Raw genomic sequence first — 23,831 nt, 5'->3', positions numbered from 1 at the left:
GTTACTCCTCAGGCTTCGGCTTGGGCTTTGATCAGGCGGTCGTAGGCGTCTTGATCGAGCAGTTTGCCGACAGCGGCGGCGTCGCTTGGCTGGAAGCGGAAGAACCAGCCTTCGCCCAGCGGATCTTCGTTGACCAGTTCCGGGCTGCCGTCCAGTGCCGGGTTCACTTCCATAACTTCACCGTCGAGCGGCATGTACACGCCGCTGGCGGCTTTCACCGATTCCACGGTGGCGGCTTCAGCGCCTTTTTCGTAAGCCTGCAGCTCAGGCAGTTGCACGAACACCACGTCGCCCAAAGCGTTCTGCGCGAAAGCGGTGATGCCGACAGTAACGCTGCCGTCAGCTTCGGTGCGCAGCCATTCGTGATCTTCAGTAAAACGCAACTCGCTCATGGAAACTCCTAAGGGGCCAGACTCGTCTGGTGGACGCGGTGGAAGGCTTGGGCGGGAAAGCCCTGATTTTATGAGCGGTTACTTAGCAAGAACGCGGCCAGATTGTATTTATCTATATAAATCAAATGGTTATGTGTTTCGGGTTGTGATGGGTGTGGGGCTTCTGTAGCGAAATCGCTACAGCTTGGGGCGGGGAGAAAAGCTGAAGCGGATCAAAGCCTTGCACAGCGGCGGTCGAAGGATGGTGTATCGATATCGTTCCGCTGTAGCGCTTTCAGTACAGATGGAGGTCGGTTTTGAACGGATTTCGAATCCGTCACATGAACCCCCTGTGGGAGCGGGCTTGCTCGCGAAAGCGTCAGGTCAGTCGACATCACTGTTGAATGGCCCACCGCATTCGCGAGCAAGCCCGCTCCCACATTTTTGACCGCGTGCGGCTTACGGTTTATTGGGGATGCCGTACTTGCGCAGGCGATGGGCGATTGCCGTGTGCGAGGTCTGCAGGCGGCTGGCCAGTTGGCGGGTCGAGGGGTAGCTGACGTAGAGTTTTTCCAGCAGCGATTTTTCGAAGGACTCGACGGCCTGTTCAAGGCTGTCGACGTCGCTGTCGGTCTGCCGCGCCACCGAGGTGCCGGCGATGTCGAGGTCGCCGATATCGACCAGGCTGCTTTCGCAGATCGCCGCGGCGCGGAAGATCACGTTCTGCAACTGGCGCACGTTGCCCGGCCAGCGGTTGCCGAGCAGCGCTGGATAAGTCCCCGGTGCCAGGCGACAGACTGGACGCTGGATCTGCGCACAAGCCTGCTGCATGAAGTAGCGCGCCAGCAGCAGAATGTCCTGGCCACGCTCACGCAGCGGCGGCACTTCGACGTTGAGCACGTTTAGGCGGTAGAACAGGTCTTCGCGGAACAGACCTTCGCTGACCATTTTTTCCAGGTCGCGGTGGGTCGCGCTGAGGATCCGCACGTTGACTTTCACCTCGCGATCACCGCCGACCCGACGGAAGCTGCCGTCATTCAGAAAGCGCAATAACTTGGCCTGCAAGTACGGCGACATCTCGCCGATCTCGTCGAGAAATACCGTGCCCTGGTTGGCCAGTTCCATCAGCCCCGGTTTGCCGCCACGTTGCGCGCCGGTGAAGGCACCGGGGGCGTAGCCGAACAGTTCGCTCTCGGCGAGGTTTTCCGGCAGCGCCGCGCAGTTAAGGGCGAGGAACGGCGCACTGTGCCGCGCACTGATCGCGTGGCAGGCGCGGGCCACCAGTTCTTTGCCGGTGCCGGTTTCGCCTTGAATCAGCAGCGGCGCATCGAGGGCTGCGACCCGTTGCGCGCGGGCCTTCAGCGTGCGGATCGCCGGAGACTCGCCGAGCAATGCATCGAAACCTTCGGCATGGTCATGGTGCAACGCCGAGAGTTGTTCACCGATGCGGTTCGGTTGATACAGGGTCAGCAGCGCGCCGGCGTCGGTGATCGGTGTGGCGTCCAGCAGCAGGGTCTGGCCATTGACGGTGATCTCACGCAGCGGCAGGCGGAAGCCTTGTTCGAGCAGGGTTTCCAGCAGACCGGGGTCGTTGAACAGCTCAGAGACACTTTCACCTGCCGGTTCACGCCCGTACAGCGCAATCAGTGCCGGGTTGGCCAGCAGCACCTTGCCGGCGCTATCGAGGGCCAGTACCGGATCGGTCATCGCCGCGAGCAGTGCATCAAGCTGCAAGTGCCGCCGCTGGCCGGGGAGGATGTCGACCACCACCACGGCCTCCACGCCGCGCACCCGGAACAACGCATCTTTGAGCTCTTCGAGCACTTGCGGGCTCAAGGTCGGTGCATCGATGTAGACGTTGGGCGGAATCATCTCCACCGCATCCAGATTGAGATTGCGCCCACCGAGGATAGCCAGGACTTCCTGGGTGATGCCGACGCGGTCGATGAAGCTGACGTGGATACGCATGGGGGCGGTTCAGTGTTCTGGAATGCGGAGGGTGGCAAGTATGCCTTGGGGCGGGGCAATGGTGAAATCTGCAACGATTGTCAGCGCTACACGGATACCTTGTGGGAGCGGGCTTGCTCGCGAAGGCGTCAGGTCAGACAGCATAAATGGTGACTGACCTGGCGCCTTCGCGAGCAAGCCCGCTCCCACAGTAGGAATGTGCTGGGTTCGGGTTATTCGAGGTGTTCCGGTTTGACCGGATCCCCGGACTTCATATTCAACTGCACCCGCACATCCTCGAACATCAGGTCGTAATGTTTGTGCTGCGAGCCGATGCTGCTGTGAGTTTTGGGAATGCCGTACTTTTCGGCAATCTTGGTCACGTTGCTGGCGAAGTTGTAGGCCTGGTCCTTGGGCAGGAAGAAGGTTTCCTTCATGTCCTTGCCCTGGATATTGCCGTGCAGGGTGAACTGCATCCCTTTGCCTTCTTTGGGATCGGTGAACACTTGGTAGTCGAGGCACAGGTCGTAATCGACATCGTCCTTGGTCAACGCGTGCCGCTCGATGTGCAAATGACCCGGTTCGAATATGGCCATGGGTTTCTCCTTTCAAGGCATGGGAGAAGGGCAGACCCTGAGCCTGCCCTTGAGTTTCTAATTATCGATAGCTGATGCCCGGCTTCGCCGTGCTGACGCGTGTGCCGGCAGTGCCCTGGACGATCGCTTCGATGTCCGCGAGCGAACCGATCACCGCGACCTTGCCAGTATGGCGGGCGAATTCGCAGGCTGCCTGCACCTTCGGTCCCATGGAGCCAGCGGCGAAACCGAGGCGTTCGAGTTCATCCGGGTGCGCTTCGGCGATGGCTTTCTGCGACGGCTTGCCATAGTCGACGAACGCCGCGTTGACGTCGGTGGCGATCACCAGCAAGTCGGCTTCCAGTTGCTCGGCGAGCAGCGACGAGCACAGGTCTTTGTCGATCACCGCCTCGATGCCCTTGAGGTTGCGGTGCTCGTCGTACATGGTCGGAATGCCGCCGCCACCCGCGCAAATCACGATGCTGCCCTTGTCCAGCAGCCACTTGATCGGACGGATCTCGAAGATGCGTTTTGGCCGGGGACTGGCCACCACGCGGCGGAACTTGTCGCCGTCCGGAGCGATGGCCCAGCCTTTTTCGGCGGCGAGTTTTTCTGCCTCGGCTTTGTCGTAGACCGGGCCGATCGGTTTGGTTGGATTCTGGAAGGCCGGGTCCTTGGCGTCGACTTCAACCTGGGTCAGCAGGGTGGCGAACGGCACTTCGAAGTCCAGCAGGTTGCCCAGTTCCTGTTCGATGATGTAGCCGATCATGCCTTCGGTTTCGGCACCGAGCACGTCCAGCGGGTAAGGGGTGACGGAGGTGTAGGCCGCCGCCTGCAGCGACAGCAGGCCGACTTGCGGGCCATTGCCGTGGGCGATGACCAGTTGATTGCCGGGATGGATCTTGGCGATTTGCTCGGTGGCGATGCGGATGTTGGCGCGCTGGTTGTCAGCGGTCATCGGCTCGCCACGACGGAGCAGGGCGTTACCGCCCAGAGCTACGACGATACGCATAATGCAATCCTTTCAGCAGAGAAATGGCAAACGACTCGGTTTCCCTGTCGGAACCGGAATCCCCTGTGGGAGGGGGCTTGCTCCCGAAGGCGGCGGATCAGTCGACATGGCTGTTGAATGACACACCGCTTTCGCGAGCAAGCCCGCTCCCACATTTGGAGCCGGTTCCTTCAGTGGGAGCTATTCCGGTTACAGATCAGCCAGGGTCGAGACCAGGATCGCCTTGATCGTGTGCATGCGGTTTTCCGCTTGCTCGAAGGCGATGCAGGCGGGCGACTCGAACACGTCGTCGGTGACTTCGATGCCGTTGGCCAGGTGCGGATACTGTTCGGCGATCTGTTTGCCGACCTTGGTATCGCTGTTGTGGAACGCCGGCAGGCAGTGCATGAACTTGGTGCGCGGGTTGCCGGTGGCTTTCATCAGCTCTTTGTTGACCTGGTACGGCAGCAGTTGCTGGATACGTTCGGCCCAGGCTTCCACCGGTTCGCCCATCGACACCCAGACGTCGGTGTGGATGAAATCGACGCCTTTGACTGCGGCTTTCGGGTCTTCGGTCAGGGTGATGCGGGCGCCGGATTCTTCCGCGTATTTCTTGCAGCGATCGACCAGATCGTCATGCGGCCACAGGGCTTTCGGCGCGCAGATGCGCACGTCCATGCCGAGCTTGGCGCCGACCAGCAGCAGCGAGTTGCCCATGTTGTTGCGCGCGTCGCCGAGGTAGGCGTAGCTGATTTCGTGGATCGGCTTGTCGGCGTGTTCACGCATGGTCAGCACGTCGGCGATCATTTGCGTTGGGTGATATTCGTCGGTCAGGCCGTTGAACACCGGCACCCCGGCGAACTTCGCCAGCTCTTCGACAATTTCCTGTTTGAAGCCACGGTATTCGATGGCGTCGTACATGCGACCCAGCACGCGGGCCGTGTCTTTCATGCTTTCCTTGTGGCCGATCTGCGACGAGTTCGGGTCGATGTAGGTGACGTTGGCGCCTTGGTCGTAGGCCGCCACTTCGAACGCGCAACGGGTGCGGGTCGAGGTTTTTTCGAAGATCAGAGCGATGTTGTTGCCCTTCAGGTGTTGCTGCTCGGTGCCGGTGTACTTGGCGCGTTTCAGGTCGCGGGACAGGTCGAGCAGGTAACGCAGCTCACGTGGGGTGTGGTGTTCCAGGCTGAGCAGGTTACGGTTGTGGATGTTAAAAGCCATGATGGATCTCCTTCGGTGTCGGTTATCCCCCTGGCCGCGCTTTGTAAGTCGCGGCCAAGGCTCAGAGGTTTAGTAATCGATTGGGTCGCGGATGATCGGGCAGGTCATGCAGTGGCCGCCGCCGCGACCACGACCGAGTTCGCCGGCGCTGATGGTGATGACCTCCACGCCCGCCTTGCGCAGCAGGGTGTTGGTGTAGGTGTTGCGGTCGTAGCCGATGACCACGCCCGGTTCCACGGCCACCACGTTGTTGCCGTCGTCCCATTGCTCGCGTTCGGCGGCGAAGCTGTTGCCGCCGGTTTCCACCACGCGCAGCTTCGGCAGGTTTAGCGCAGCGGCGACAGTGTCGAGGAAGCTGCCTTCTTCGCGGCGGATGTCGATGCCGCCCTGTTTGCTTTCGTCAGGACGCAGGGTGAAGGCGACGATCTGGTTGACCACTTCCGGGAAAATCGTCACCAGGTCGCGATCGCAGAAACTGAACACGGTGTCCAGGTGCATCGCGGCGCGGGACTTCGGCAGGCCGGCGACGATGACTTTTTCCACCGCTTTGTTCTTGAACAGGTTCAGCGCCAGTTGGCCGATGGCCTGACGCGACGAGCGTTCGCCCATGCCGATCAACACCACGCCGTTGCCGATCGGCATCACGTCGCCGCCCTCAAGGGTCGAGCTGCCGTGATCCTTGTCCGGGTCGCCGTACCAGATCTCGAAATCGGCGTTGGTGAACTGCGGGTGGAATTTGTAGATGGCGGTGGTCAGCAGGGTTTCCTGACGTCGCGCCGGCCAGTACATCGGGTTCAGCGTCACGCCACCGTAGATCCAGCAGGTGGTGTCGCGGGTGAACTGGGTGTTCGGCAGCGGCGGCAGGATAAAGCTGGAGTGGCCGAGGAAGTCGCGGAACATCTGGATGGTCTTGCCACCGAAGCTGTCCGGCAGATCGTCGGCGGACACGCCACCGATCAGGTATTCGGCGATGTGTCGCGGCTCAAGGCTTTTCAGCCAGGATTTGACTTCGCTGATCAGGCCCAGGCCCACTGAGTCGGCGGTGACCTTGCGATTGAGAATCCAGTCCAGCGCTTCCGGAATGGCGACGATGTCGGTCAGCAGGTTGTGCATTTCCAGCACGTCGATCCCGCGTTCACGCATCTTGGTCACGAAGTCGAAGTGGTCGCGCTTGGCCTGGGCGACCCACAACACGTCATCGAACAGCAGTTCATCGCAGTTGTTCGGGGTCAGGCGCTGATGGGCCAGACCTGGGGAGCAAACCATGACTTTGCGCAGTTTACCGGCTTCGGAGTGGACGCCGTACTTAACTTTTTCCGTGGTCATTGCAGTGATCCTCCAGATTACAAATCAAGGGTTACAAGGTCAGGAAGCCGTCGTAGAGACCGTAGGCAGCCACCAGGGCACCCACGACCACTGCGGCGAAAATCAGCTTCTCGACGTTAGTGAAAATCGGTTGGTTGAGTTCCAGCTTGGCCTTGGCGAACAGGATCGCGCCGGGTGCGTAGAGCAGGGCCGAGAGCAGCAGATACTTGACCCCGCCGGCATACAGCAGCCACACCGCGTAGATCAGCGCGATGCCGCCGATAATCAGATCCTTGCGTCGTTCGGCCGCGAAGCCTTCGTAGCTTTCGCCGCGCACCGCCAGCAACAGGGCATAGGCCGCCGACCACAGGTACGGCACCAGAATCATTGAGGTGGCGAGGTAGATCAGCGACAGGTAAGTGCTGGCCGAGAACAGGGTGATGATCAGGAACAGCTGGACCATCGCGTTGGTCAGCCACAGGGCGTTGACCGGTACGTGGTTGGCGTTCTCCTTGCGCAGAAACTCGGGCATGGTGTGGTCTTTGGCGGCGGCGAACATGATCTCCGCACACAGCAGCACCCACGACAGCAGCGCGCCCAGCAGTGAGATGATCAGGCCGACGCTGATCAGCACCGCGCCCCAATGACCGACAACGTGCTCAAGCACGGCGGCCATCGACGGGTTCTGCAGTTTGGCCAGTTCCGGCTGGGTCATGATGCCCAGCGACAGCACGTTGACCAGCACCAGGAACAGCAGCACGGTGATGAAACCGATGACGGTGGCCTTGCCGACGTCCGAGCGTTTTTCCGCCCGCGCCGAGAAGATGCTCGCGCCCTCGATGCCGATGAACACCCACACGGTGACCAGCATCATGTTGCGCACCTGGTTCATTACGCTGCCCAGATCCGGGTTTTTCACACCCCAGATGTCGGCGGTGAAGATGTCCAGTTTGAAGGCGAATACCGCGATCAGCACGAACAGCAGCAGCGGCACGACCTTGGCGACCGTGGTCACGAGGTTGATGAACGCCGCTTCCTTGATCCCGCGCAGTACCAGAAAGTGCACGGCCCAGAGCAGCACCGAGGCGCCGATCACTGCCGCCACCGTGTTGCCTTCACCGAAAACCGGAAAGAAATACCCGAGGGTGCTGAACAACAGAACAAAGTAGCCAACGTTGCCCAGCCAGGCACTGATCCAGTAACCCCAGGCGGACGAGAAACCCATGTAATCGCCAAACCCGGCCTTGGCGTAGGCGTAGACACCGCCGTCCAGGTCAGGCTTGCGATTGGCGAGGGTTTGAAAGACAAAAGCGAGGGTGAGCATGCCGACAGCGGTGATGGCCCAGCCAATCAGTACCGCGCCGACGTCGGCGCTGGCGGCCATGTTTTGTGGCAAAGAGAATATCCCGCCACCAATCATTGAGCCGACTACCAAGGCAACCAGTGCACCGAGTCGTAGTTTTCCGGGAGCTTCAGACATTGCATGACTCCATTGCAGGAGAGAAGAGTTCACAGCGTAGATCTGTTGTCTGTTCAATCAGCTGACATAGATCAGTGCATGGCCACATTCCATTGTTAATGAATGACTTATGAAACAACTGGAGGCATAACGCTATCGCCTGGAAAGCCCGTCCTAGAGGCTTTTTACTGATGTGGTTGGGAATTGGTCTTATTACTTTAGAGTTATCACGCTAGTTGTTTTTCAGCTTTTGGCAAATTTTCAGCATCTGTTTTCAGTACAGAATTGATTTATTAGGATTCGCGCACAAAACTGTCTTAGCGTGCTAGGCGTTAGCGTCAGTCGCTATATATAAACGGGTGTTAGTCGGCATTACCTGATAAACGTCATCTGGTATCAGGCGTTTAGTTAATAGTTGTTACAAATGAATGAAGGGAGACAAGAATGTCGCAACCGACGCAAAAGCTGCGACTGGGTGCGTTGATCGCCCTGGTGGTGGGTTCAATGATTGGCGGGGGGATTTTTTCCCTGCCGCAGAACATGGCGGCCCGCGCCGATGCCGGGGCAATCCTGATCGGCTGGGGCATCACCGCCATCGGCATGCTGACCCTGGCGTTCGTGTTCCAGACCCTGGCCAACCGCAAGCCCGAGCTGGACTCCGGGGTCTACGCCTACGCCAAGGCCGGATTCGGCGACTACATGGGCTTTTCCTCGGCCTGGGGCTACTGGATCAGCGCGTGGCTGGGCAACGTCGGTTATTTCGTGTTGCTGTTCAGCACCCTCGGTTACTTCTTCCCGGTGTTCGGCCAGGGCAACACGCCAATCGCCATCGGCTGCGCATCGGTGCTGCTGTGGGCGGTGCATTTTCTGGTGATGCGCGGGATCAAGGAGGCGGCGTTCATCAATCAGGTGACCACGGTCGCCAAGATCGTGCCGCTGATCATGTTCATCGTGATTGCCGCCGTGGCGTTCAAGGCCGACATTTTCACCCGCGACATCTGGGGCCGCAGCAACCCGAGCTTCGGCGGGGTGATGGATCAGGTGCGCAACATGATGCTGGTCACGGTGTTCGTGTTCATCGGCATCGAGGGTGCCAGCGTGTATTCGGCGCGGGCGGAGAAACGCAGCGACGTCGGGCGCGCAACGGTGATCGGCTTCCTCGGTGTGCTGGCGCTGCTGGTGCTGGTCAACGTGCTGTCGCTGGGGATCATGAGCCAGCCCGAACTCGCGACTTTGCAGAACCCGTCGCTGGCGGCGGTGCTGGAGCACATCGTCGGGCCGTGGGGCGCATTGTTGATCAGCCTCGGTCTGGCGGTGTCGCTGCTTGGCGCATTGCTGTCATGGGCGCTGCTGTGCGCGGAAATCCTCTTCGCCACGGCCCGGGACAAGACCATGCCGGCGTTCCTGAAAAAGGAAAACGCCAACCATGTGCCGGTCAATGCGCTGTGGCTGACCAACATGATGATTCAGATTTTCCTGCTGATCACCCTATTCTCCGCCGGTACCTACACAAGTCTGATTTATCTGGCGTCGTCGATGATTCTGGTGCCGTATTTGTGGTCGGCGGCGTACGCGGTGTTGCTCAGCGGGCGCGGCGAAACCTACGAACATGCCTCGGCCGAACGCACCAAGGATCTGCTGATTGGCGGGATTGCTCTGTGTTATGCGGTGTGGTTGTTGTATGCCGGCGGGGTGAAGTATCTGCTGCTGTCGGCGCTGCTGTATGCGCCGGGGGTGGTGCTGTTCGCCAAGGCCAAGCATGAGCAGGGTGAGCCGCTGTTCACCCCTGTCGAGAAAGGCATTTTCGCCTGCGTGCTGATCGGCGCAGGGCTGGCGGCGTATGGTTTGTACAGCGGGGTGTTGTCGTTGTAGGTGGATTGATTGTGCATCGATGTTGTCAGTGCGGGCCTCTTCGCGAGCAAGCCCGCTCCCACATTTGAAATGCATTCCCCCTGTGGGAGCGGGCTTGCTCGCGAAGGGGCCCGAATGATCATCACCACTGCGCGCGATGCGAACCCAATTCAGTAGCCGGCAACGCCCACTGCAGCGGCGTCCCGCTGATCTTCACCGGCGCCAGCAAGCGATGCGCCGGCCCCCATGGGGTCTGCTCCACCTGCGAGTCTTGATCCTGTTTATCCTCGACGCGCAACGCTTCGCTCGTTCCCGGTCCGTGCTCGATCAGCAACTTGGCGGTGCGCGCCAGTGACAAGCGTGCCGAGCCACCCCGTCCAGTCTTCAAACGCTCCGTCAGAAGCCGGATCGCACTCGCCGCCATCAGATACCCGGTCGCGTGATCCAGCGCCTGCACCGGCAGCGGCGTCGGTTTGTCAGCCTGTTTCCAGCGCTGCCCGGCCTCGGCGATGCCGCTGCTCATTTGCACCAGGCTGTCGAAACCCCGCCGGTTGCGCCATGGGCCGCTCCAGCCGTAGGCATTGAGGCAGACGTCGATCAGCCCCGGCGCCAGTTGTCGGCGGCGTTCGGCGCCGAAACCGAGGTGTTCCAGGGCATCGGCGCGGTAGCCGTGCACGAGAATGTCGGCGTCCTTCAACAGGTTTTCGAACAATGCATGATCGGCCGGCTGCTGCAGATCCAGTCGCGCACAACGTTTGCCCAGGGTCATGTCAGGGATGACGCCCGGCTCGTTCCAGCTCGGCGGATCGATGCGCAGCACGTTGGCGCCGAGGCCCGCGAGAAAGCGGCTGGCGGTGGGGCCGGCGAGCACGCGGGTCAGGTCGAGCACCTTGAGCCCGGCCAGCGGTTGCGCCACCGAGCCTTGCCATGGTTTGAGTGTTTCGTCCTGATCGGTGCGGAAATGCACCAGCGGCTCGGCATTCACTGCCAACCCTTGCGGGTGCTGCTGCCATTGCGCCCAGCTGCGCATTTCGGCAGCGCAACCGTTGGCCTCGACCACTGCTTGTTCCAGGTCGGCGCTGCGCCACTGCGCGACTTTCTTCGCCATCGCGGAACGGTCGGCGCAGGCACCGAGCACGCGTTCAGCTGCGGCACGATGATGTGGGGCGTTGGTGTGCAGGCGGATCCAGCCGTCCTTGGTTGCGTAGTCACCAGCGACCGGATCCCACAGCGGCGGGACTTCCCAGCCGATCGGCCGCAACGAGGTGGCAAACCAGAACGACGCCAGACGCCGATCGACTTCCACGGCGGGCAAGTGCCCGGTCTGTTGCCGGAGCAGTTCGCTGACGGCCTGACCGGCAGCGCCGATGCTGGCGCAGGCCAGGTCGGTGACGGCAAACGCCGAGGGCAGGGCGCCACTGGCGGTGAACGGAATCGGCGTGTGGGGCAAGCCGAGTGCGGCTTGAATGGACGTGATTAAATCAGTCATCGAAGGCCCTCCGGGAGAGAGGGCGATGATAGTGCAAAAAAATCTCGGGCCAGATGAAAAAACCGAACGCCGAACACTCAACCCTGTGGGAGCGGGCTTGCTCGCGAATGCGGAGTGTCAGTCACTTCAAATGTCGCTGACATACCGCCTTCGCGAGCAAGCCCGCTCCCACAAAGGGACTGTGGTGATTTTCAGACGCGGAACTGATCCATCAGCTTCATCTGCTGGCTCGCCAGGGCATTGAGCTGGCTGCTGATCGCCGCCGACTCGGTGGCCTGCTCGGTCAGGGTTTCAGTCACGGTGCGAATCGCCGAGACGTTGCGGTTGACCTCTTCGGCCACGGCGCTCTGCTGTTCGGCGGCGCTGGCGATCTGCAGGTTCATATCACTGATCACGGTCACCGCATCGCTGATCTTGCCCAGCGCATCCACCGCCTGACGGATCTGCCCGGCGTTGTTGTGCGCCTGAGTCTGGCTCGAGTGCATGGTCGCGACCACGCCACGGGTGCCGGTCTGGATGCGTTCGATGACGATGCGGATTTCTTCCACCGAATCCTGAGTGCGCTTGGCGAGGTTGCGCACCTCGTCGGCCACCACCGCAAAACCACGACCGCTTTCCCCGGCGCGCGCCGCTTCGATGGCGGCGTTGAGCGCCAGCAGGTTGGTCTGTTCGGCGATGCTGCGGATCACTTCCAGCACCGAACCGATCTGCTCGCTGTTGACCGCCAGCGCTTCGACTTCGGTCACCGCTTTGCTGACTTCATCGGCCAGTTGATTGATGTCGCGGGTGCTGCGCTCGATGATCGACAGGCCGTCCCTGGCCGACTGATCGGCGCCCTTGGCGGCGTTGGCCGCGTTCGACGCGCTGTTGGCGACGTCGTGGGCAGTGGCGCTCATTTCATTGGAGGCGGTGGCGACCTGATCGATTTCGCGGAACTGCACCTGCATGCCTTCGCTGGTCTGGCGAGCGATTTCCGATGACTGATCAGCAGTGCCACGCGCTTCAGTGATGCTCTGTTTGATCTGGGCGATGGTCGGTTGCAGCTTGTCGAGGAAGCGGTTGAACCAGTTCACCAGTTCGCCCAGTTCATCTTTCTTGCTGTAGTTCAGGCGCTGGGTCAGATCGCCTTCACCGCTGGCGATGTTCTTCAGCATCTCGGCGACGCTGTTGATCGGGCGTGTGACGCCGGAAGCCGTCAGCCAGATCAGCAACAAGCCAATCAGCCCGGCGACGACAGCCACCGCCAGCGCCGTGATCACGCCGGTTTCCTGCGCGTCGTCGAGGACCGCTTGCAGCTTGACCGAGTCGGCCAGCAGCACCTGTTTCGGCAAGTCGATGACCACACCCCAGGCCCGCGAGTTGCCAATCGGATCGACCGGATACACCGCGCGAATCAGCTCGCCCTGTTCGAGAATCTTCGGCGTGCCGCTGCTGACCAGTTGCAGCAGATCCTTGCCGTCGGCACCGAGGGTATCGCTGATCTTTTTACCGACCTTGGTCGCATCGGAACTGTCGGCAGCGAGCACGCCGCTGCCCGAAACGATCAGCATGTGTCCGGCGTTGTTGAACAGGTTGCGTTGGGACTCCACCGCCGCCGCTTGCAGGGCATCAAGGGCGATGTCGACACCGACCACGCCGATGGCCTTGCCGTCGACGATCAACGGCACGGAAATGGTGGTCATCAACATTTCCTTGCCGCCCACGGTGTCGGCATACGGATCGAGCAGGCAAGTACGCTTGTTGTCGCGAGGGCAGGTGTACCAGCTGTTGTACGGCGTGCCGCTGACGCTGAGGGTGGTCTTGGTCATGTCTTCTTCGACCATGATCGTGTTCAGCGCCGAGCCGGCAGCGCGGCTCCAGTAGCTCGCAAAACGCCCGGCTTCGTTGGACTGACGCGCGGCATCGTTGACGAATTCGCTGTCCTTGCCGTCGAGGCCGTTGGGTTCGAAGGCGAGCCAGATGCCGAGTACCTTGTCGTTACGCTGGAATGCGGTTTTCAGGCTCTGGTTCAACTCTTCACGCAGGGCACCGGCGTCCAGCGAACGCTTGGCGGCCAGTGCGCGCATGTCCTTGATCTGATCGGCCAGCGCGGTGATCACCGTGAGGCTTTTGCCAAAGGTCTTCTGCACCCGCACTGCTTGTTCGGCCGCCTTGGCTTGCAACAGGTTCTGCACACTGGCAGTGAGCAACTGGTTGCTGGAGTTACTGACCAGTTCGTCGTTCTGGTTGGTCTGGTAAATGTTCATGCCGACGATCAGCGCAACCACCCCCAGCAGGCACAGGCCGGAGAGCAGGACGATTTTCAGGCGAATGGAGAGAGAGTCGAACATGGGGCGATCTCGTGAATGAATGAGCAGGTGGCCACGGGATGAACTACCCGGTTCGCCAAATCCATTCAGCGCCATGCATTGCTCATCGGCGCGCAGCGAGAGGGCATGAGCCGCTTGCCGACGAACGGTCAGCGCTAAACGTTTGCGCAGGGGAATGTGCTGAAAAGGCGATTAATTACAGGGAAGTTTCAGCCTGATGAATGACGGAGAGGTGATGAGGCTGTTGTGGCGAGGGAGCTTGCTCCCGCTCGGCGGCGAAGCCGTCGCAAACCCGGTAAACACGGTGAATCAGAAGAAATGCAGGGGAGCGCTTCGCACTCCAGCGGGAGCAAGCTCCCTCGCCACAGGGGGATCTGTGAGTCAGGAGGAGGGCATGGTTTCCGGGCGCGACCAGATCCACAGGTTGCCCAGACTCATCCCGGCAATCGCCAGATACACCGGCCAGCCGTGATCGAGCATTACCAGCATCAACGTCGCGCACAGCAGCATGCTGATCGTGGCGCTGACCTTGGCTTTGCGCGCGATGATCTTGCCGTTGCGCCAGTTGCTCAGGATCGGCCCGAACAGCCGATGGTTTTCCAGCCAGGCGCTCAGGCGCGGCGAGCTGCGAGTCGCGGCCCAGGCGGCGAGCAGGATGAACTCGGTGGTCGGCAGGCCGGGCACGACGATGGCGATCAGGCCAATGCCGAGGCTGACGTAGGCCAGCAGGCCGAACAGCAGGCGAGCGAGTTTTGAGGTGGCGGGTTGCGGCATGGGCTCAGTGGTTGCTTTTGAAGCGGGACGGGAATCTTACAGGCTTACACCGTTCCCCTGTAGGAGTGAGCCTGCTCGCGATGGCATCCGGTCATTCAACATTAATGTCGACTGATACACCGCCATCGCGAGCAGGCTCACTCCTACAAGGGGAATTTGCTGTGTGTCAGGCCGGTTCGGCCTCGGTGGCGTAAGCCTGTTCCAGCAGCACGGTGAAGCGGTTGAACGCGTCGATTGCGCCTTGCTCGACTTCGGCTTCCTCTTCGGCGGTGAACGGCAGGGAATCGAGGGTGCGCACGAAGCTTTTCCAGCCTTCGGCACGGCCGCCTTCCGGCTCACCCAGGTGACGGGCACCAAAGGTTTCGCTCAGCTCCAGCGCCACCGCACGTTTGATCAGGAACGCAGCGCCGAGCTTCGAACCTTCGGAGACGAAAATCCAGCCCAATGCACGGGCTTTGCTCGGGTTTTTCAGCGCACCGGCCACTGGTGGGGGGATATCGGTATCGAGATCCGCCAGGTCAGCCTTGGCCGCATCCGCGCGGCAACGGCCCGGCAGATCCGGGACGATGGCAGTCAGTTCGGCATTGTTATAGAGATCGACCAGTTCCGACTGGAACAGGTACTGCGCGACCACGAAACGCGCGAAGTTGGCGCGGGTTTCGAACGGCGCGTGGGCCTTGACCAGGGCGTCGAGCTTGCTGTGCGGCTCGTGGGTGATCTGGTTCAGGCGTTGTGAACGCAGGGCTTTTTCCGAAGTGGTCATGGGGGTGTCCTTGATAAAAGAGGCGCTTGATAACGAGACGAACGGGCAGGTGCCAAACCGTAAAAAAGCCCCGCGACGCGCTGATCAATGCGCGTCGCAGGGCTGTGCGGTTCAGATGTCCCAGACCAGATTGATCGCGAAGTTGCGGCCCGGCTGGGTCAGGCGATCGAGGTTGGCCGGTTGTGTCACCGAGGCTTCGCCGACGCTGTCGTAACCGCGCACGTCATCCCACAGCCAGTACTTCTTGTCGGTCAGGTTGTAGATGCCGCCGCTGACGGTGACGTCGTCGGTGACTTTGTAATAGCCGGCCAGATCGAGAATGCCGAAGCCCGGGGTCTTGAACTGGCTGCTGACGCCATCCGGCGATTTGAAGTTGCTGTCGTCGACGCGGTCCTTTTTCTTCACCACGGTCCAGCTCAGCAGGCCGCCGTAATTGTTCTGGTCGTAACCCAGACCGAATACGCCAGTCAGCGGATTGACGCTGTTGAGTGGCTCGCCGTTGTCGTTGTTGCGACCGTAGGCATAGGCGATCGAGCCTTGGGTGTAGAGGCCCTGCGGCGCGCCGAACGCATCGAGGTTCAGGCGACCTTTGACTTCGGCGCCCTTGATGGTCGCGTGCTTGATGTTGCTCGACTGGAAGGTCAGCTCGTCGTAACCGGGAGTGACCGCGTCTTCGTTGATGAAATCGCGGTACTTGTTATAGAACACCGCCACGTCGAACGAGCCTTGTTCGAAGTTGCCGCGCAGACCGGTTTCATAGCTTTTGCTTTTCTCCGGTTCCAGGTTCGGGTTGGGCGCCACGTTGTAGCCGGTGGTGCTGTTTTCAAAGCGTCCGTACAGCGCTTTAGCGGTCGGCGTGCGGAAACCTTCGGCGTACTGGCCGTACCAGGTGTAATTTTCGGTCAGGGCGTAGGTCAGGCCGAATTTGGGCGAGACTTTGTGCCAGCTCTTGTTCGCGTCGCTGACCGTGCCGTTGCCGTCGGCGGCCACGGTGTTGAGGAATTCCTGGGTGATGTGCGGCTTTAGCTGGGTGTGGTCGTAGCGCAGGCCCGGCAGGAAGGTCCACTTGTTCCAACTGATCTGATCCTGGGCGAACAGGCTGTAGGTGTTGATGGTCGGATCCGGGAAGTCGCTGGATTTTTTCAGCACATCCGCCGCGCTGGTGGCGCCGATGGCGGTGCAGCCACGGCCGACTGCCAGGCACTTGCCGTCGCCGCTGCGTGAGCCGGTGACTTTCTGCTGCTTGATTGTGGTGCCGTAGGTCAGCACGTGATCGGTGTCACCGATGGCGAAGGCCTTGTCCAGTTGCGCATCGAATATCCACTGTTTTTCCTCGTAGACCGTGTCGCGGGTGCGCAGCACTTTACGGGTCATCGGATAGTAGAACTCTTCGGTGCTCTGATCGGTTTTGGCGATCTGGTGATTGAGGCTCCACTTCACGTTGTCGGCCAGCAGGCTGTCGAGGGCGAAGCTGTGCTCGAGGCCGAAACGCTCGCGGGTGATGGTGTCGTTGCCGGTGCGCCACTGGTACATGCCGCCGGGCAGCACGCTGTTGGGGATGGTCGGGGCACCGTTGAAGTACGGGCCGCCGTAGGCACTTTTCTGATCAGTGTCGCGATCGTCCTTGTACTTCTCGTAGGTCAGGCCCAGACGCGAATCGTCGTTGTAGTTCCAGCCGATCTTCGCCAGGACGTTGGTGGCCTTGACGTCTTCCGGGTTGGCAGCGGTGCGCGCCAGGCCAGTGCCGTTGTTGCTGCCGTAGGAATCGGTTTCGTGACCGTCGCGCTGGCTGAAGTGCAGCAAGCCGTCGAACTGCTCGGCACGCCCGGCGACGGTGGCGGATTTCAGCCAGCTCTCATCGGCGGAGCTGTAACCGGTTTTCAGGCGAGCGCCGACGTCTTTGCCGGGCTTGATGATGTCGTCCGGGTCGAGGGTGTAGTAGCTGACGGCGCCGCCGATGGCGTTGCTGCCGTACAGCACCGAGGCCGGACCCCGGAGGATTTCCACGCGTTTGACGATTTCCGGGTCGACGTAATTGCGCTGGGTCTTGGCGTACGGGCCGTTGAAGAAACCGTCCGGCACTTCGACACCGTCAACCTGAGTCAGGATGCGGTCGCCGTCGATGCCACGGATGTTATAGCCGCTGATACCGCCACGCTGGCCGGCGCCGCCGACGGACACGCCCGGCTCGTAGCGCACCAGATCCTTGATGGTGTTGACGTTGTTGCGATCCAGATCCTGGCGGGTCTGCACAGTGACGGTGGCCGGAACGCTATTGACCGACTGTTCCTGGCGGGTGGCGCTGATGGTCACCTGATCCAGATTGAGTGCGCCGCTGGAGCTGCGCTTCTCCAGCACCACGTTGTTGTTGCTCAGCTTGCGGAAGCTCAGGTTGGTCCCCACCAACAGGCGTTCCAGGGCTTTTTCCGGCGGCAGCGAACCGCGCACACCCGGCGACGACACGCCTTGACCCAGTTCTGCCGGCAAGCCGACCTGCCAACCAGTGACGCTGGTAAAGGCATTGAGCGCCGACACCAGCGGTTGCTGGCCGATGGAGAACGAATAATCACCCATGTTGCGCGCCGGCTGTTCGCTGGCAGCCATCAGCGGTGCGGTGCCGGCCATGAGGATGGCGGCCGTCAGCAGCGACAATACGCGGGAAGGGGAAGCAGTCTGGCGGGTAAGGCGAGAGGACATCGATAGCGCTCCGTGTCGCACGAATCTTTATAGGTGCTGATTCGCCTCCGAAGATGCGAATCAATTGCATTGGCTATAACGAGACGAACGGGCTTTCGCTATCGAGTAAAAATAATTCTCATTTAGTTCAGGATCACCAGCGCGGGGAATTCCTGCAGGCGCGCCGAGGTGATGTGGGCGAGGGAACGCACCACGTCCAGCGGCTGGTCGAGGCGGTAGTTGCCGGTGACGTTGACGTCGGCCAACTGCTCGTTGGTGTTGATGATCCAGCCCGGGTAGTAGCGGCGCAGTTCGGCCAGCACCTGATTCAACGGGCAGTTCTCGAACACCAGGCGGCCCTGGACCCAGGCCAGATCAGTCGCAGCATCGAGCTTGGCCGGGCGATCGAAACCGTTGGGCCCGATACGGATGCTTTCCCCGGCGGACAAGCGCACCCGCGCGTCGTTGTGCGTGGCGCGCAGATCGACATCGCCGCGCTGCACATTGACCTGCGCAACGCCGTCCAGATAGCGCACGGCGAACGCGGTGTCGCGCACGCTGGCCTGCACCGGGCCGGCATCGATTTCCAGCGGTTGACCACGGTTGCTGGCCACCTCGAAAAACGCTTCGCCCTGATACAGCCGCGCCACGCGCTGGCGCTCATTGATGGTGCTGGAGAATGCCGAGTTCGTGTTGAGCAGCACCTTGGAGCCATCCTCCAGTTGCAGGCGCTGACGTTCGCCGACCACGGTCAGGTGATCGGCCTGAATGCGCATCGGCAGATTGCTGAAACTGAACAGGCCCAGAATCAGCACCGCAGCGGTGGCCAACGGTTTCCAGTGCGGACGCAACCGCTTGAGGACGGTGACTTTCGCCGGTTTGGTCGCGAGGCTTTGCGCGCACTGGGCGACTTGCGGCCCGTCCCAGACTGCCTGCGCCTTGGCGAACGCCTCGGCATTCAACGGAGCGGCCGCCAGCCAGGCATGGAACTGCCGGGTCTGTTCCTCGTCCGGGCTGCCGAGCACAATGAGCCAGTCGAGTGCCTGATCCATTGCACGGGCGGCGTCCTGCGCCGTTGCGGGCGAAGGCGAGCGGTGGGTGTCCGTCACGGTGTTTCCTCGGCAGTGTCTGTGCACGGCTGTTTTTTAAGTGAAGCGTAAAAGTCGGCCAAGGGTAGCAAAGCCCAATGATCAGTGCAGGCGATCCCGACACTTACAGAAAAGCCCTACGACTTCAGTCGCCATTCAGACGTTCGGCGACGCCAATACAAATGGTCATGATCAGCTTGAGTTCTTTCTGCACGGTGCTGAGGGAAACATTCAGTTCGTCGGCGATTTCCTGATAGCTGTGCCCGTGCAGGCGGCTGAGGATGAAGATCTGCTGCTGACGCGGGCTGAGTTGACTGAGGCTCACGTTCAGGCGCTCCAGCAATTGTTCGGCGTGGGCGGCGTCTTCGGCGCTGCTGACAGGGGCGGCGACGCTGTGCACCACATCCTGCGGCACGTCATCGACCATGGTCCGCGAATGGATCTTGCGCGCACGCAGGTGATCCAGCGCCAGATTGCGCGCGGTCTGGAACACGAAGGGTTCAAGGTGATCGATGGCGCGCTCGCTCAGCGCCCGCGTGACGCGCAGGTAGGTCTCCTGCAACAGGTCTTCGGCGGTGCTGTGGTTGTTGACCATCCGCTCGATCGTGCGCAGCAGGGACGTGCGCTGAGAGAGGAAGACATGATTGAAGCGCGATTGACTCACGGGGGAACCTGATCCATTTCGAGCGAATGATAATGCTTATCATCTAGTCGAGTGGTCAAGTGTTGATTTCAGATTGAAATCAGAAACCTGTGGGAGCGGGCTTGCTCGCGAATGCGGTGGGTCAGTCGATATATTAATTGCCTGACACGACGCCTTCGCGAGCAAGCCCGCTCCCACATGGGAGGAGGGAATTACTCCGCGTTGCAGAGCGCCAGGCAGTTATCCAGCATGCGGTTGGAGAAGCCCCATTCGTTGTCGTACCAGGCCAGCACTTTCAGCAGTTTGCCGCTGGCTTTGGTGTGGTTGGCGTCAAAGATCGACGACAGCGGGTTGTGGTTGAAGTCGCTGGAAACCAGCGGCAATGTGTTGTAACCCAAAATTTTCGAATGCTGGCTGGCGGCTTTCATCAGCGCGTTGACCTCATCGGCCGTGGCTTCCTTCTTCAACTGCACGGTCAGGTCCACCAGCGACACATTGATCACCGGCACGCGCACCGCCATGCCGGTCAGTTTGCCCGCCAGTTCCGGCAGCACCAGGCCTACCGCTTCAGCGGCGCCGGTCTTGCTCGGGATCATGTTCTGCGTGGCCGAACGCGCGCGGTACGGGTCGGTGTGGTAGACGTCGGTGAGGTTCTGGTCGTTGGTGTAGGCATGAATAGTGGTCATCAGGCCGCTTTCAATCCCCAGCTCGCGGTGCAGCACCTGCGCCACTGGCGCCAGGCAGTTGGTGGTGCACGACGCGTTGGAGATGATCTGGTGCGACTGGCGCAGAATGTCGTGGTTCACGCCGTAAACCACAGTGGCGTCGGCGCCTTTGGCCGGGGCGGAGATGATGACTTTGCGCGCGCCGGCAGTAAGATGCGCGGCCGCTTTGGCGCGGTCCGTGAACAGACCGGTGCATTCGAACACCACGTCGATCTTTTCCGCAGCCCATGGCAGCTCGGCCGGGTTGCGAATGGCGCTGACCGCAATACGGTCGCCATTGACCGTCAGGCTTTCGTTGTCGTGAGCCACTTCGGCGTCGAATGTGCCATGAACGGTGTCGTATTTGAGCAGATGGGCATTGATGGCGCTGTCGCCCAGATCGTTGATGGCTACGATCTGCAAATCCTGTCGATAGCCTTGGGTATACAGTGCGCGCAGGACATTACGGCCGATGCGGCCAAAACCATTGATTGCGATTCGAAGAGTCATTGAACAGCGCCGCCGTCGTTTTGTTGTTGGAATTACAAGATTATTCGCATAAAAATAGAAAACAAGCCTTTTTAGTGGCAATATTTTGTTTTATCTACAACGAGTGACCTGAATCAACTGGTCCGAATGGTCAAAAAAGCCGTCTGTCATTCCAACAACAACGGCGTTTGATCAGCATAGACAATCAGGTCGCCACATCCGTTAGCCTGGAGTTCTACACATGCATCCCCGCGTTCTTGAGGTCACCGAACGGCTTATCGCCCGCAGCCGCGCCACGCGTCAGGCTTACCTTGCACTGATTCGCGGTGCCGCTACCGACGGGCCGATGCGCGGCAAGCTGCAATGCGCCAACTTCGCCCACGGCGTGGCCGGGTGCGGCAGCGAAGACAAGCACAGCTTGCGGATGATGAACTCGGCGAACATCGCCATTGTTTCTTCGTATAACGACATGCTCTCGGCGCACCAGCCGTACGAAGTCTTCCCCCAGCAGATCAAAAACGCCTTGCGCGAAATCGGCTCGGTCGGCCAGTTCGCCGGTGGTACGCCGGCGATGTGCGATGGCGTGACCCAGGGCGAGCCGGGCATGGAGCTGAGCCTGCCGAGCCGCGAAGTGATCGCGATGTCCACGGCGGTGGCGCTGTCGCACAACATGTTCGACGGCGCGCTGATGCTCGGCATCTGCGACAAGATCGTGCCGGGGCTGATGATGGGTTCGCTGCGCTTCGGCCATCTGCCGACGATCTTCGTCCCGGGCGGGCCGATGGTCTCGGGGATTTCCAACAAGGAAAAAGCCGACGTCCGACAGAAATACGCCGAAGGCAAGGCGACCCGCGAAGAGTTGCTTGAATCGGAGATGAAGTCCTACCACAGCCCGGGTACCTGCACCTTCTACGGCACCGCCAACACCAACCAGTTGCTGATGGAAGTCATGGGCCTGCACTTGCCGGGCGCGTCTTTCGTCAACCCGAACACTCCGCTGCGTGATGCCCTGACCCGCGAAGCCGCGCATCAGGTCACACGCTTGACCAAGCAGAACGGCAACTTCATGCCGATCGGCGAAATCGTTGACGAGAAGGCGCTGGTCAACTCGATCGTCGCGCTGCACGCCACCGGCGGCTCGACCAACCACACCCTGCACATGCCGGCGATCGCCATGGCTGCGGGTATTCAATTGACCTGGCAGGACATGGCCGACCTCTCCGAAGTCGTGCCGACCCTGAGCCACGTCTACCCGAACGGCAAGGCCGACATCAACCACTTCCAGGCCGCTGGCGGTATGTCGTTCCTGATCCGTGAGCTGCTCGAAGCCGGCCTGCTGCACGAAGACGTCAACACCGTGCTCGGCCATGGCTTGAGCCGCTACACCAAAGAGCCGTTCCTCGATAACGGTGAGCTGGTGTGGCGCGAAGGCCCGATCGAAAGCCTCGACGAAAACATCCTGCGCCCGGTCGCCCGTGCATTCTCCGCCGAGGGCGGTCTGCGTGTGATGGAAGGCAACCTTGGTCGCGGGGTGATGAAGGTTTCAGCCGTGGCGTTGGAAAACCAGATCGTCGAAGCACCGGCCATGGTGTTTCAGGATCAGCAGGATCTGGCCGATGCGTTCAAGGCCGGTCTGCTGGAGAAGGATTTTGTCGCGGTCATGCGCTTCCAGGGCCCGCGCTCCAATGGCATGCCCGAGCTGCACAAGATGACGCCGTTCCTCGGCGTGCTGCAGGATCGCGGCTTCAAAGTCGCGCTGGTGACCGACGGGCGCATGTCCGGCGCGTCGGGGAAAATCCCGGCGGCGATTCACGTCAGCCCTGAAGCTTATGTAGGTGGTGCTTTGGCGCGGGTGCAAGAGGGCGATATCATCCGCGTCGATGGCGTCAAAGGCACTTTGGAACTCAAGGTCGACGCCGCCGAATTTGCAGCGCGTGAACCTGCCAAAGGCCTGTTGGGCAACAACATCGGCAGCGGTCGCGAACTGTTTGGCTTCATGCGTTTGGCCTTCAGCTCGGCGGAGCAGGGCGCCAGCGCCTTCACTTCTGCCCTGGAGACGCTTAATTGAAACTGGCTTTGGTCGGTGATATCGGAGGCACCAACGCGCGGTTCGCGTTGTGGAAAAACCAGCAACTGGAATCGGTTCAGGTGCTGGCGACAGCCGACCACGCCAGCCCGGAACAGGCGATCAGCCTGTACCTGAGCGGCCTCGGTCTGGCGCCGGGTTCGATCGGTTCGGTGTGCCTGTCGGTGGCGGGGCCGGTGAGTGGTGATGAATTCAAATTCACCAACAACCACTGGCGCCTGAGCCGCACTGCGTTCTGCAAAACCTTGCAGGTCGAGCAACTGCTGCTGATCAACGACTTCTCGGCGATGGCGCTGGGCATGACCCGCTTGCAACCCGGCGAATTCCGTGTGGTCTGCGAAGGCACGCCGGAGCCTTTGCGCCCGGCGGTGGTGATCGGCCCGGGCACTGGCCTGGGCGTCGGCACCTTGCTCGATCTCGGCGAAGGGCGGTTTGCCGCCTTGCCGGGGGAGGGCGGTCACGTTGATCTGCCGCTGAGCAGCCCGCGTGAAACCCAGCTCTGGCAGCACATCCACAACGAGATCGGCCATGTCAGCGCCGAGACTGCGTTGAGCGGCGGCGGCTTGCCTCGTGTGTATCGGGCGATCTGTGCGGTGGACGGACATGAACCAAAGCTTGATACGCCGGAAGCGATCACCGCAGCCGGCCTGGCTGGCGATCCGATCGCGCTGGAAGTGCTGGAGCAGTTCTGCTGCTGGCTCGGCCGCGTGGCCGGCAACAACGTGCTGACCACCGGTGGGCGTGGCGGCGTGTACATCGTTGGCGGGGTGATTCCGCGCTTTGCCGATTTCTTCGTCGAAAGCGGCTTCGCCCGCAGCTTTGCCGACAAGGGCTGCATGAGCGATTATTTCAAGGGCATTCCGGTGTGGCTGGTGACGGCGCCGTATTCCGGGTTGGTGGGTGCCGGTGTGGCACTGGAGCAAGCAATCCCTGCCTGAAACACGATCCAATTGTGGGAGCGGGCTTGCTCGCGAAAGCAGGGTGTCAGTCACCGTAGATGTCTCTGATACACCGCTTTCGCGAGCAAGCCCGCTCCCACAGTGGTTCTGTGGTGTTTGCAAGTTCGATGCTTAAGGCATAATCCGCCCCA

General features: G+C 61.0%; 17 protein-coding genes and 2 pseudogenes. 3 read left to right on the top strand and 16 right to left on the bottom strand.

What is annotated here, in order from left to right; translation table 11 throughout:
* Positions 1 to 8 precede the first annotated feature (8 nt).
* The 7 genes from gcvH to arcD (V3W27_RS11890) form a co-directional block, all read right to left on the bottom strand.
* Complete coding sequence (gcvH, locus tag V3W27_RS11920; protein ID WP_096795081.1) at positions 9 to 392, bottom strand: glycine cleavage system protein GcvH; 384 nt, start codon at positions 390 to 392, stop codon at positions 9 to 11.
* A 438-nt stretch (positions 393 to 830) separates the two neighbouring features.
* Complete coding sequence (locus V3W27_RS11915) at positions 831 to 2,339, bottom strand: sigma-54-dependent transcriptional regulator (protein WP_027612544.1); 1,509 nt, start codon at positions 2,337 to 2,339, stop codon at positions 831 to 833.
* A gap of 212 nt (positions 2,340 to 2,551) precedes the next feature.
* Positions 2,552 to 2,914 carry a DUF5064 family protein gene (locus tag V3W27_RS11910; RefSeq protein WP_027612545.1) on the bottom strand — a complete coding sequence of 121 codons (363 nt, stop codon included), beginning with the start codon at positions 2,912 to 2,914 and terminating at the stop codon, positions 2,552 to 2,554.
* Between the two features lie 61 nt (positions 2,915 to 2,975).
* Positions 2,976 to 3,905: a carbamate kinase gene (arcC, locus tag V3W27_RS11905; protein ID WP_027612546.1), complete on the bottom strand. Its 930-nt coding sequence runs from the start codon at positions 3,903 to 3,905 to the stop codon at positions 2,976 to 2,978.
* Between the two features lie 189 nt (positions 3,906 to 4,094).
* Entirely contained in the window at positions 4,095 to 5,105 is a 1,011-nt protein-coding gene (locus V3W27_RS11900; RefSeq protein WP_003227481.1) for an ornithine carbamoyltransferase, read from the bottom strand.
* Between the two features lie 69 nt (positions 5,106 to 5,174).
* Positions 5,175 to 6,431 carry an arginine deiminase gene (arcA, locus tag V3W27_RS11895; RefSeq protein ID WP_330206662.1) on the bottom strand — a complete coding sequence of 419 codons (1,257 nt, stop codon included), beginning with the start codon at positions 6,429 to 6,431 and terminating at the stop codon, positions 5,175 to 5,177.
* Positions 6,432 to 6,462: 31 nt separating this feature from the next.
* Positions 6,463 to 7,890 (bottom strand): arginine-ornithine antiporter, encoded by a 1,428-nt coding sequence (gene arcD, locus V3W27_RS11890; protein WP_330206661.1) that lies wholly within the window; start codon positions 7,888 to 7,890, stop codon positions 6,463 to 6,465.
* Positions 7,891 to 8,313: 423 nt separating this feature from the next.
* Between arcD (V3W27_RS11890) and arcD (V3W27_RS11885) the strand changes: the two genes are divergently transcribed.
* Positions 8,314 to 9,741, top strand: a complete 1,428-nt coding sequence (gene arcD / locus V3W27_RS11885; protein ID WP_330206660.1) for an arginine-ornithine antiporter — start codon at positions 8,314 to 8,316, stop codon at positions 9,739 to 9,741.
* A 121-nt stretch (positions 9,742 to 9,862) separates the two neighbouring features.
* On the opposite strand, the gene V3W27_RS11880 is transcribed toward arcD (V3W27_RS11885), so the two are convergent.
* From V3W27_RS11880 to gap, 9 genes and pseudogenes are all read right to left on the bottom strand, one after another.
* Positions 9,863 to 11,209: a CoA transferase gene (locus V3W27_RS11880; protein WP_330206659.1), complete on the bottom strand. Its 1,347-nt coding sequence runs from the start codon at positions 11,207 to 11,209 to the stop codon at positions 9,863 to 9,865.
* A gap of 191 nt (positions 11,210 to 11,400) precedes the next feature.
* Positions 11,401 to 11,925: pseudogene (locus tag V3W27_RS28155) on the bottom strand (methyl-accepting chemotaxis protein); the annotation flags it as partial.
* Between the two features lie 333 nt (positions 11,926 to 12,258).
* A pseudogene (locus V3W27_RS28150) lies at positions 12,259 to 13,275 on the bottom strand (PDC sensor domain-containing protein); the annotation flags it as partial.
* A gap of 624 nt (positions 13,276 to 13,899) precedes the next feature.
* Positions 13,900 to 14,292, bottom strand: coding sequence for a YbaN family protein (locus V3W27_RS11870; protein ID WP_139054334.1), 393 nt, complete (start codon positions 14,290 to 14,292; stop codon positions 13,900 to 13,902).
* A 166-nt stretch (positions 14,293 to 14,458) separates the two neighbouring features.
* Positions 14,459 to 15,055 carry a biliverdin-producing heme oxygenase gene (locus tag V3W27_RS11865; RefSeq protein ID WP_222018562.1) on the bottom strand — a complete coding sequence of 199 codons (597 nt, stop codon included), beginning with the start codon at positions 15,053 to 15,055 and terminating at the stop codon, positions 14,459 to 14,461.
* Between the two features lie 111 nt (positions 15,056 to 15,166).
* Positions 15,167 to 17,752 (bottom strand): TonB-dependent receptor, encoded by a 2,586-nt coding sequence (locus V3W27_RS11860; RefSeq protein ID WP_330206657.1) that lies wholly within the window; start codon positions 17,750 to 17,752, stop codon positions 15,167 to 15,169.
* Between the two features lie 122 nt (positions 17,753 to 17,874).
* On the bottom strand, positions 17,875 to 18,840 hold the full coding sequence (locus tag V3W27_RS11855) for a FecR family protein (protein ID WP_330206656.1): 966 nt from the start codon (positions 18,838 to 18,840) through the stop codon (positions 17,875 to 17,877).
* A 124-nt stretch (positions 18,841 to 18,964) separates the two neighbouring features.
* On the bottom strand, positions 18,965 to 19,483 hold the full coding sequence (locus V3W27_RS11850; RefSeq protein ID WP_247269617.1) for an RNA polymerase sigma factor: 519 nt from the start codon (positions 19,481 to 19,483) through the stop codon (positions 18,965 to 18,967).
* 191 nt (positions 19,484 to 19,674) lie between these two features.
* On the bottom strand, positions 19,675 to 20,676 hold the full coding sequence (gap, locus tag V3W27_RS11845) for a type I glyceraldehyde-3-phosphate dehydrogenase (RefSeq protein ID WP_095137054.1): 1,002 nt from the start codon (positions 20,674 to 20,676) through the stop codon (positions 19,675 to 19,677).
* Positions 20,677 to 20,896: 220 nt separating this feature from the next.
* Between gap and edd the strand changes: the two genes are divergently transcribed.
* Complete coding sequence (gene edd, locus V3W27_RS11840) at positions 20,897 to 22,723, top strand: phosphogluconate dehydratase (RefSeq protein ID WP_047599558.1); 1,827 nt, start codon at positions 20,897 to 20,899, stop codon at positions 22,721 to 22,723.
* On the top strand, positions 22,720 to 23,679 hold the full coding sequence (locus tag V3W27_RS11835; protein WP_330206655.1) for a glucokinase: 960 nt from the start codon (positions 22,720 to 22,722) through the stop codon (positions 23,677 to 23,679). Before edd ends, V3W27_RS11835 begins: the two co-directional genes overlap by 4 nt.
* Positions 23,680 to 23,831 lie beyond the last annotated feature (152 nt).

Source organism: Pseudomonas sp. AM14(2022) (assembly GCF_036346455.1).
GTDB classification, from domain to species: Bacteria; Pseudomonadota; Gammaproteobacteria; order Pseudomonadales; family Pseudomonadaceae; genus Aquipseudomonas; species Aquipseudomonas putida_A.
Note: the sequence above shows the minus strand (reverse complement) of the source record. Positions and strands in the feature narration are given on the sequence as shown.

Bases quoted from the DNA above. Each gene is read 5' to 3' on its own strand.
- gcvH (WP_096795081.1), bottom strand. From the start codon at position 392: ATGAGCGAGTTGCGTTTTACTGAAGATCACGAATGGCTGCGCACCGAA.
- V3W27_RS11915 (WP_027612544.1), bottom strand. From the start codon at position 2,339: ATGCGTATCCACGTCAGCTTCATCGACCGCGTCGGCATCACCCAGGAA.
- V3W27_RS11910 (WP_027612545.1), bottom strand. From the start codon at position 2,914: ATGGCCATATTCGAACCGGGTCATTTGCACATCGAGCGGCACGCGTTG.
- arcC (WP_027612546.1), bottom strand. From the start codon at position 3,905: ATGCGTATCGTCGTAGCTCTGGGCGGTAACGCCCTGCTCCGTCGTGGC.
- V3W27_RS11900 (WP_003227481.1), bottom strand. From the start codon at position 5,105: ATGGCTTTTAACATCCACAACCGTAACCTGCTCAGCCTGGAACACCAC.
- arcA (WP_330206662.1), bottom strand. From the start codon at position 6,431: ATGACCACGGAAAAAGTTAAGTACGGCGTCCACTCCGAAGCCGGTAAA.
- arcD (WP_330206661.1), bottom strand. From the start codon at position 7,890: ATGTCTGAAGCTCCCGGAAAACTACGACTCGGTGCACTGGTTGCCTTG.
- arcD (WP_330206660.1), top strand. From the start codon at position 8,314: ATGTCGCAACCGACGCAAAAGCTGCGACTGGGTGCGTTGATCGCCCTG.
- V3W27_RS11880 (WP_330206659.1), bottom strand. From the start codon at position 11,209: ATGACTGATTTAATCACGTCCATTCAAGCCGCACTCGGCTTGCCCCAC.
- V3W27_RS11870 (WP_139054334.1), bottom strand. From the start codon at position 14,292: ATGCCGCAACCCGCCACCTCAAAACTCGCTCGCCTGCTGTTCGGCCTG.
- V3W27_RS11865 (WP_222018562.1), bottom strand. From the start codon at position 15,055: ATGACCACTTCGGAAAAAGCCCTGCGTTCACAACGCCTGAACCAGATC.
- V3W27_RS11860 (WP_330206657.1), bottom strand. From the start codon at position 17,752: ATGTCCTCTCGCCTTACCCGCCAGACTGCTTCCCCTTCCCGCGTATTG.
- gap (WP_095137054.1), bottom strand. From the start codon at position 20,676: ATGACTCTTCGAATCGCAATCAATGGTTTTGGCCGCATCGGCCGTAAT.
- edd (WP_047599558.1), top strand. From the start codon at position 20,897: ATGCATCCCCGCGTTCTTGAGGTCACCGAACGGCTTATCGCCCGCAGC.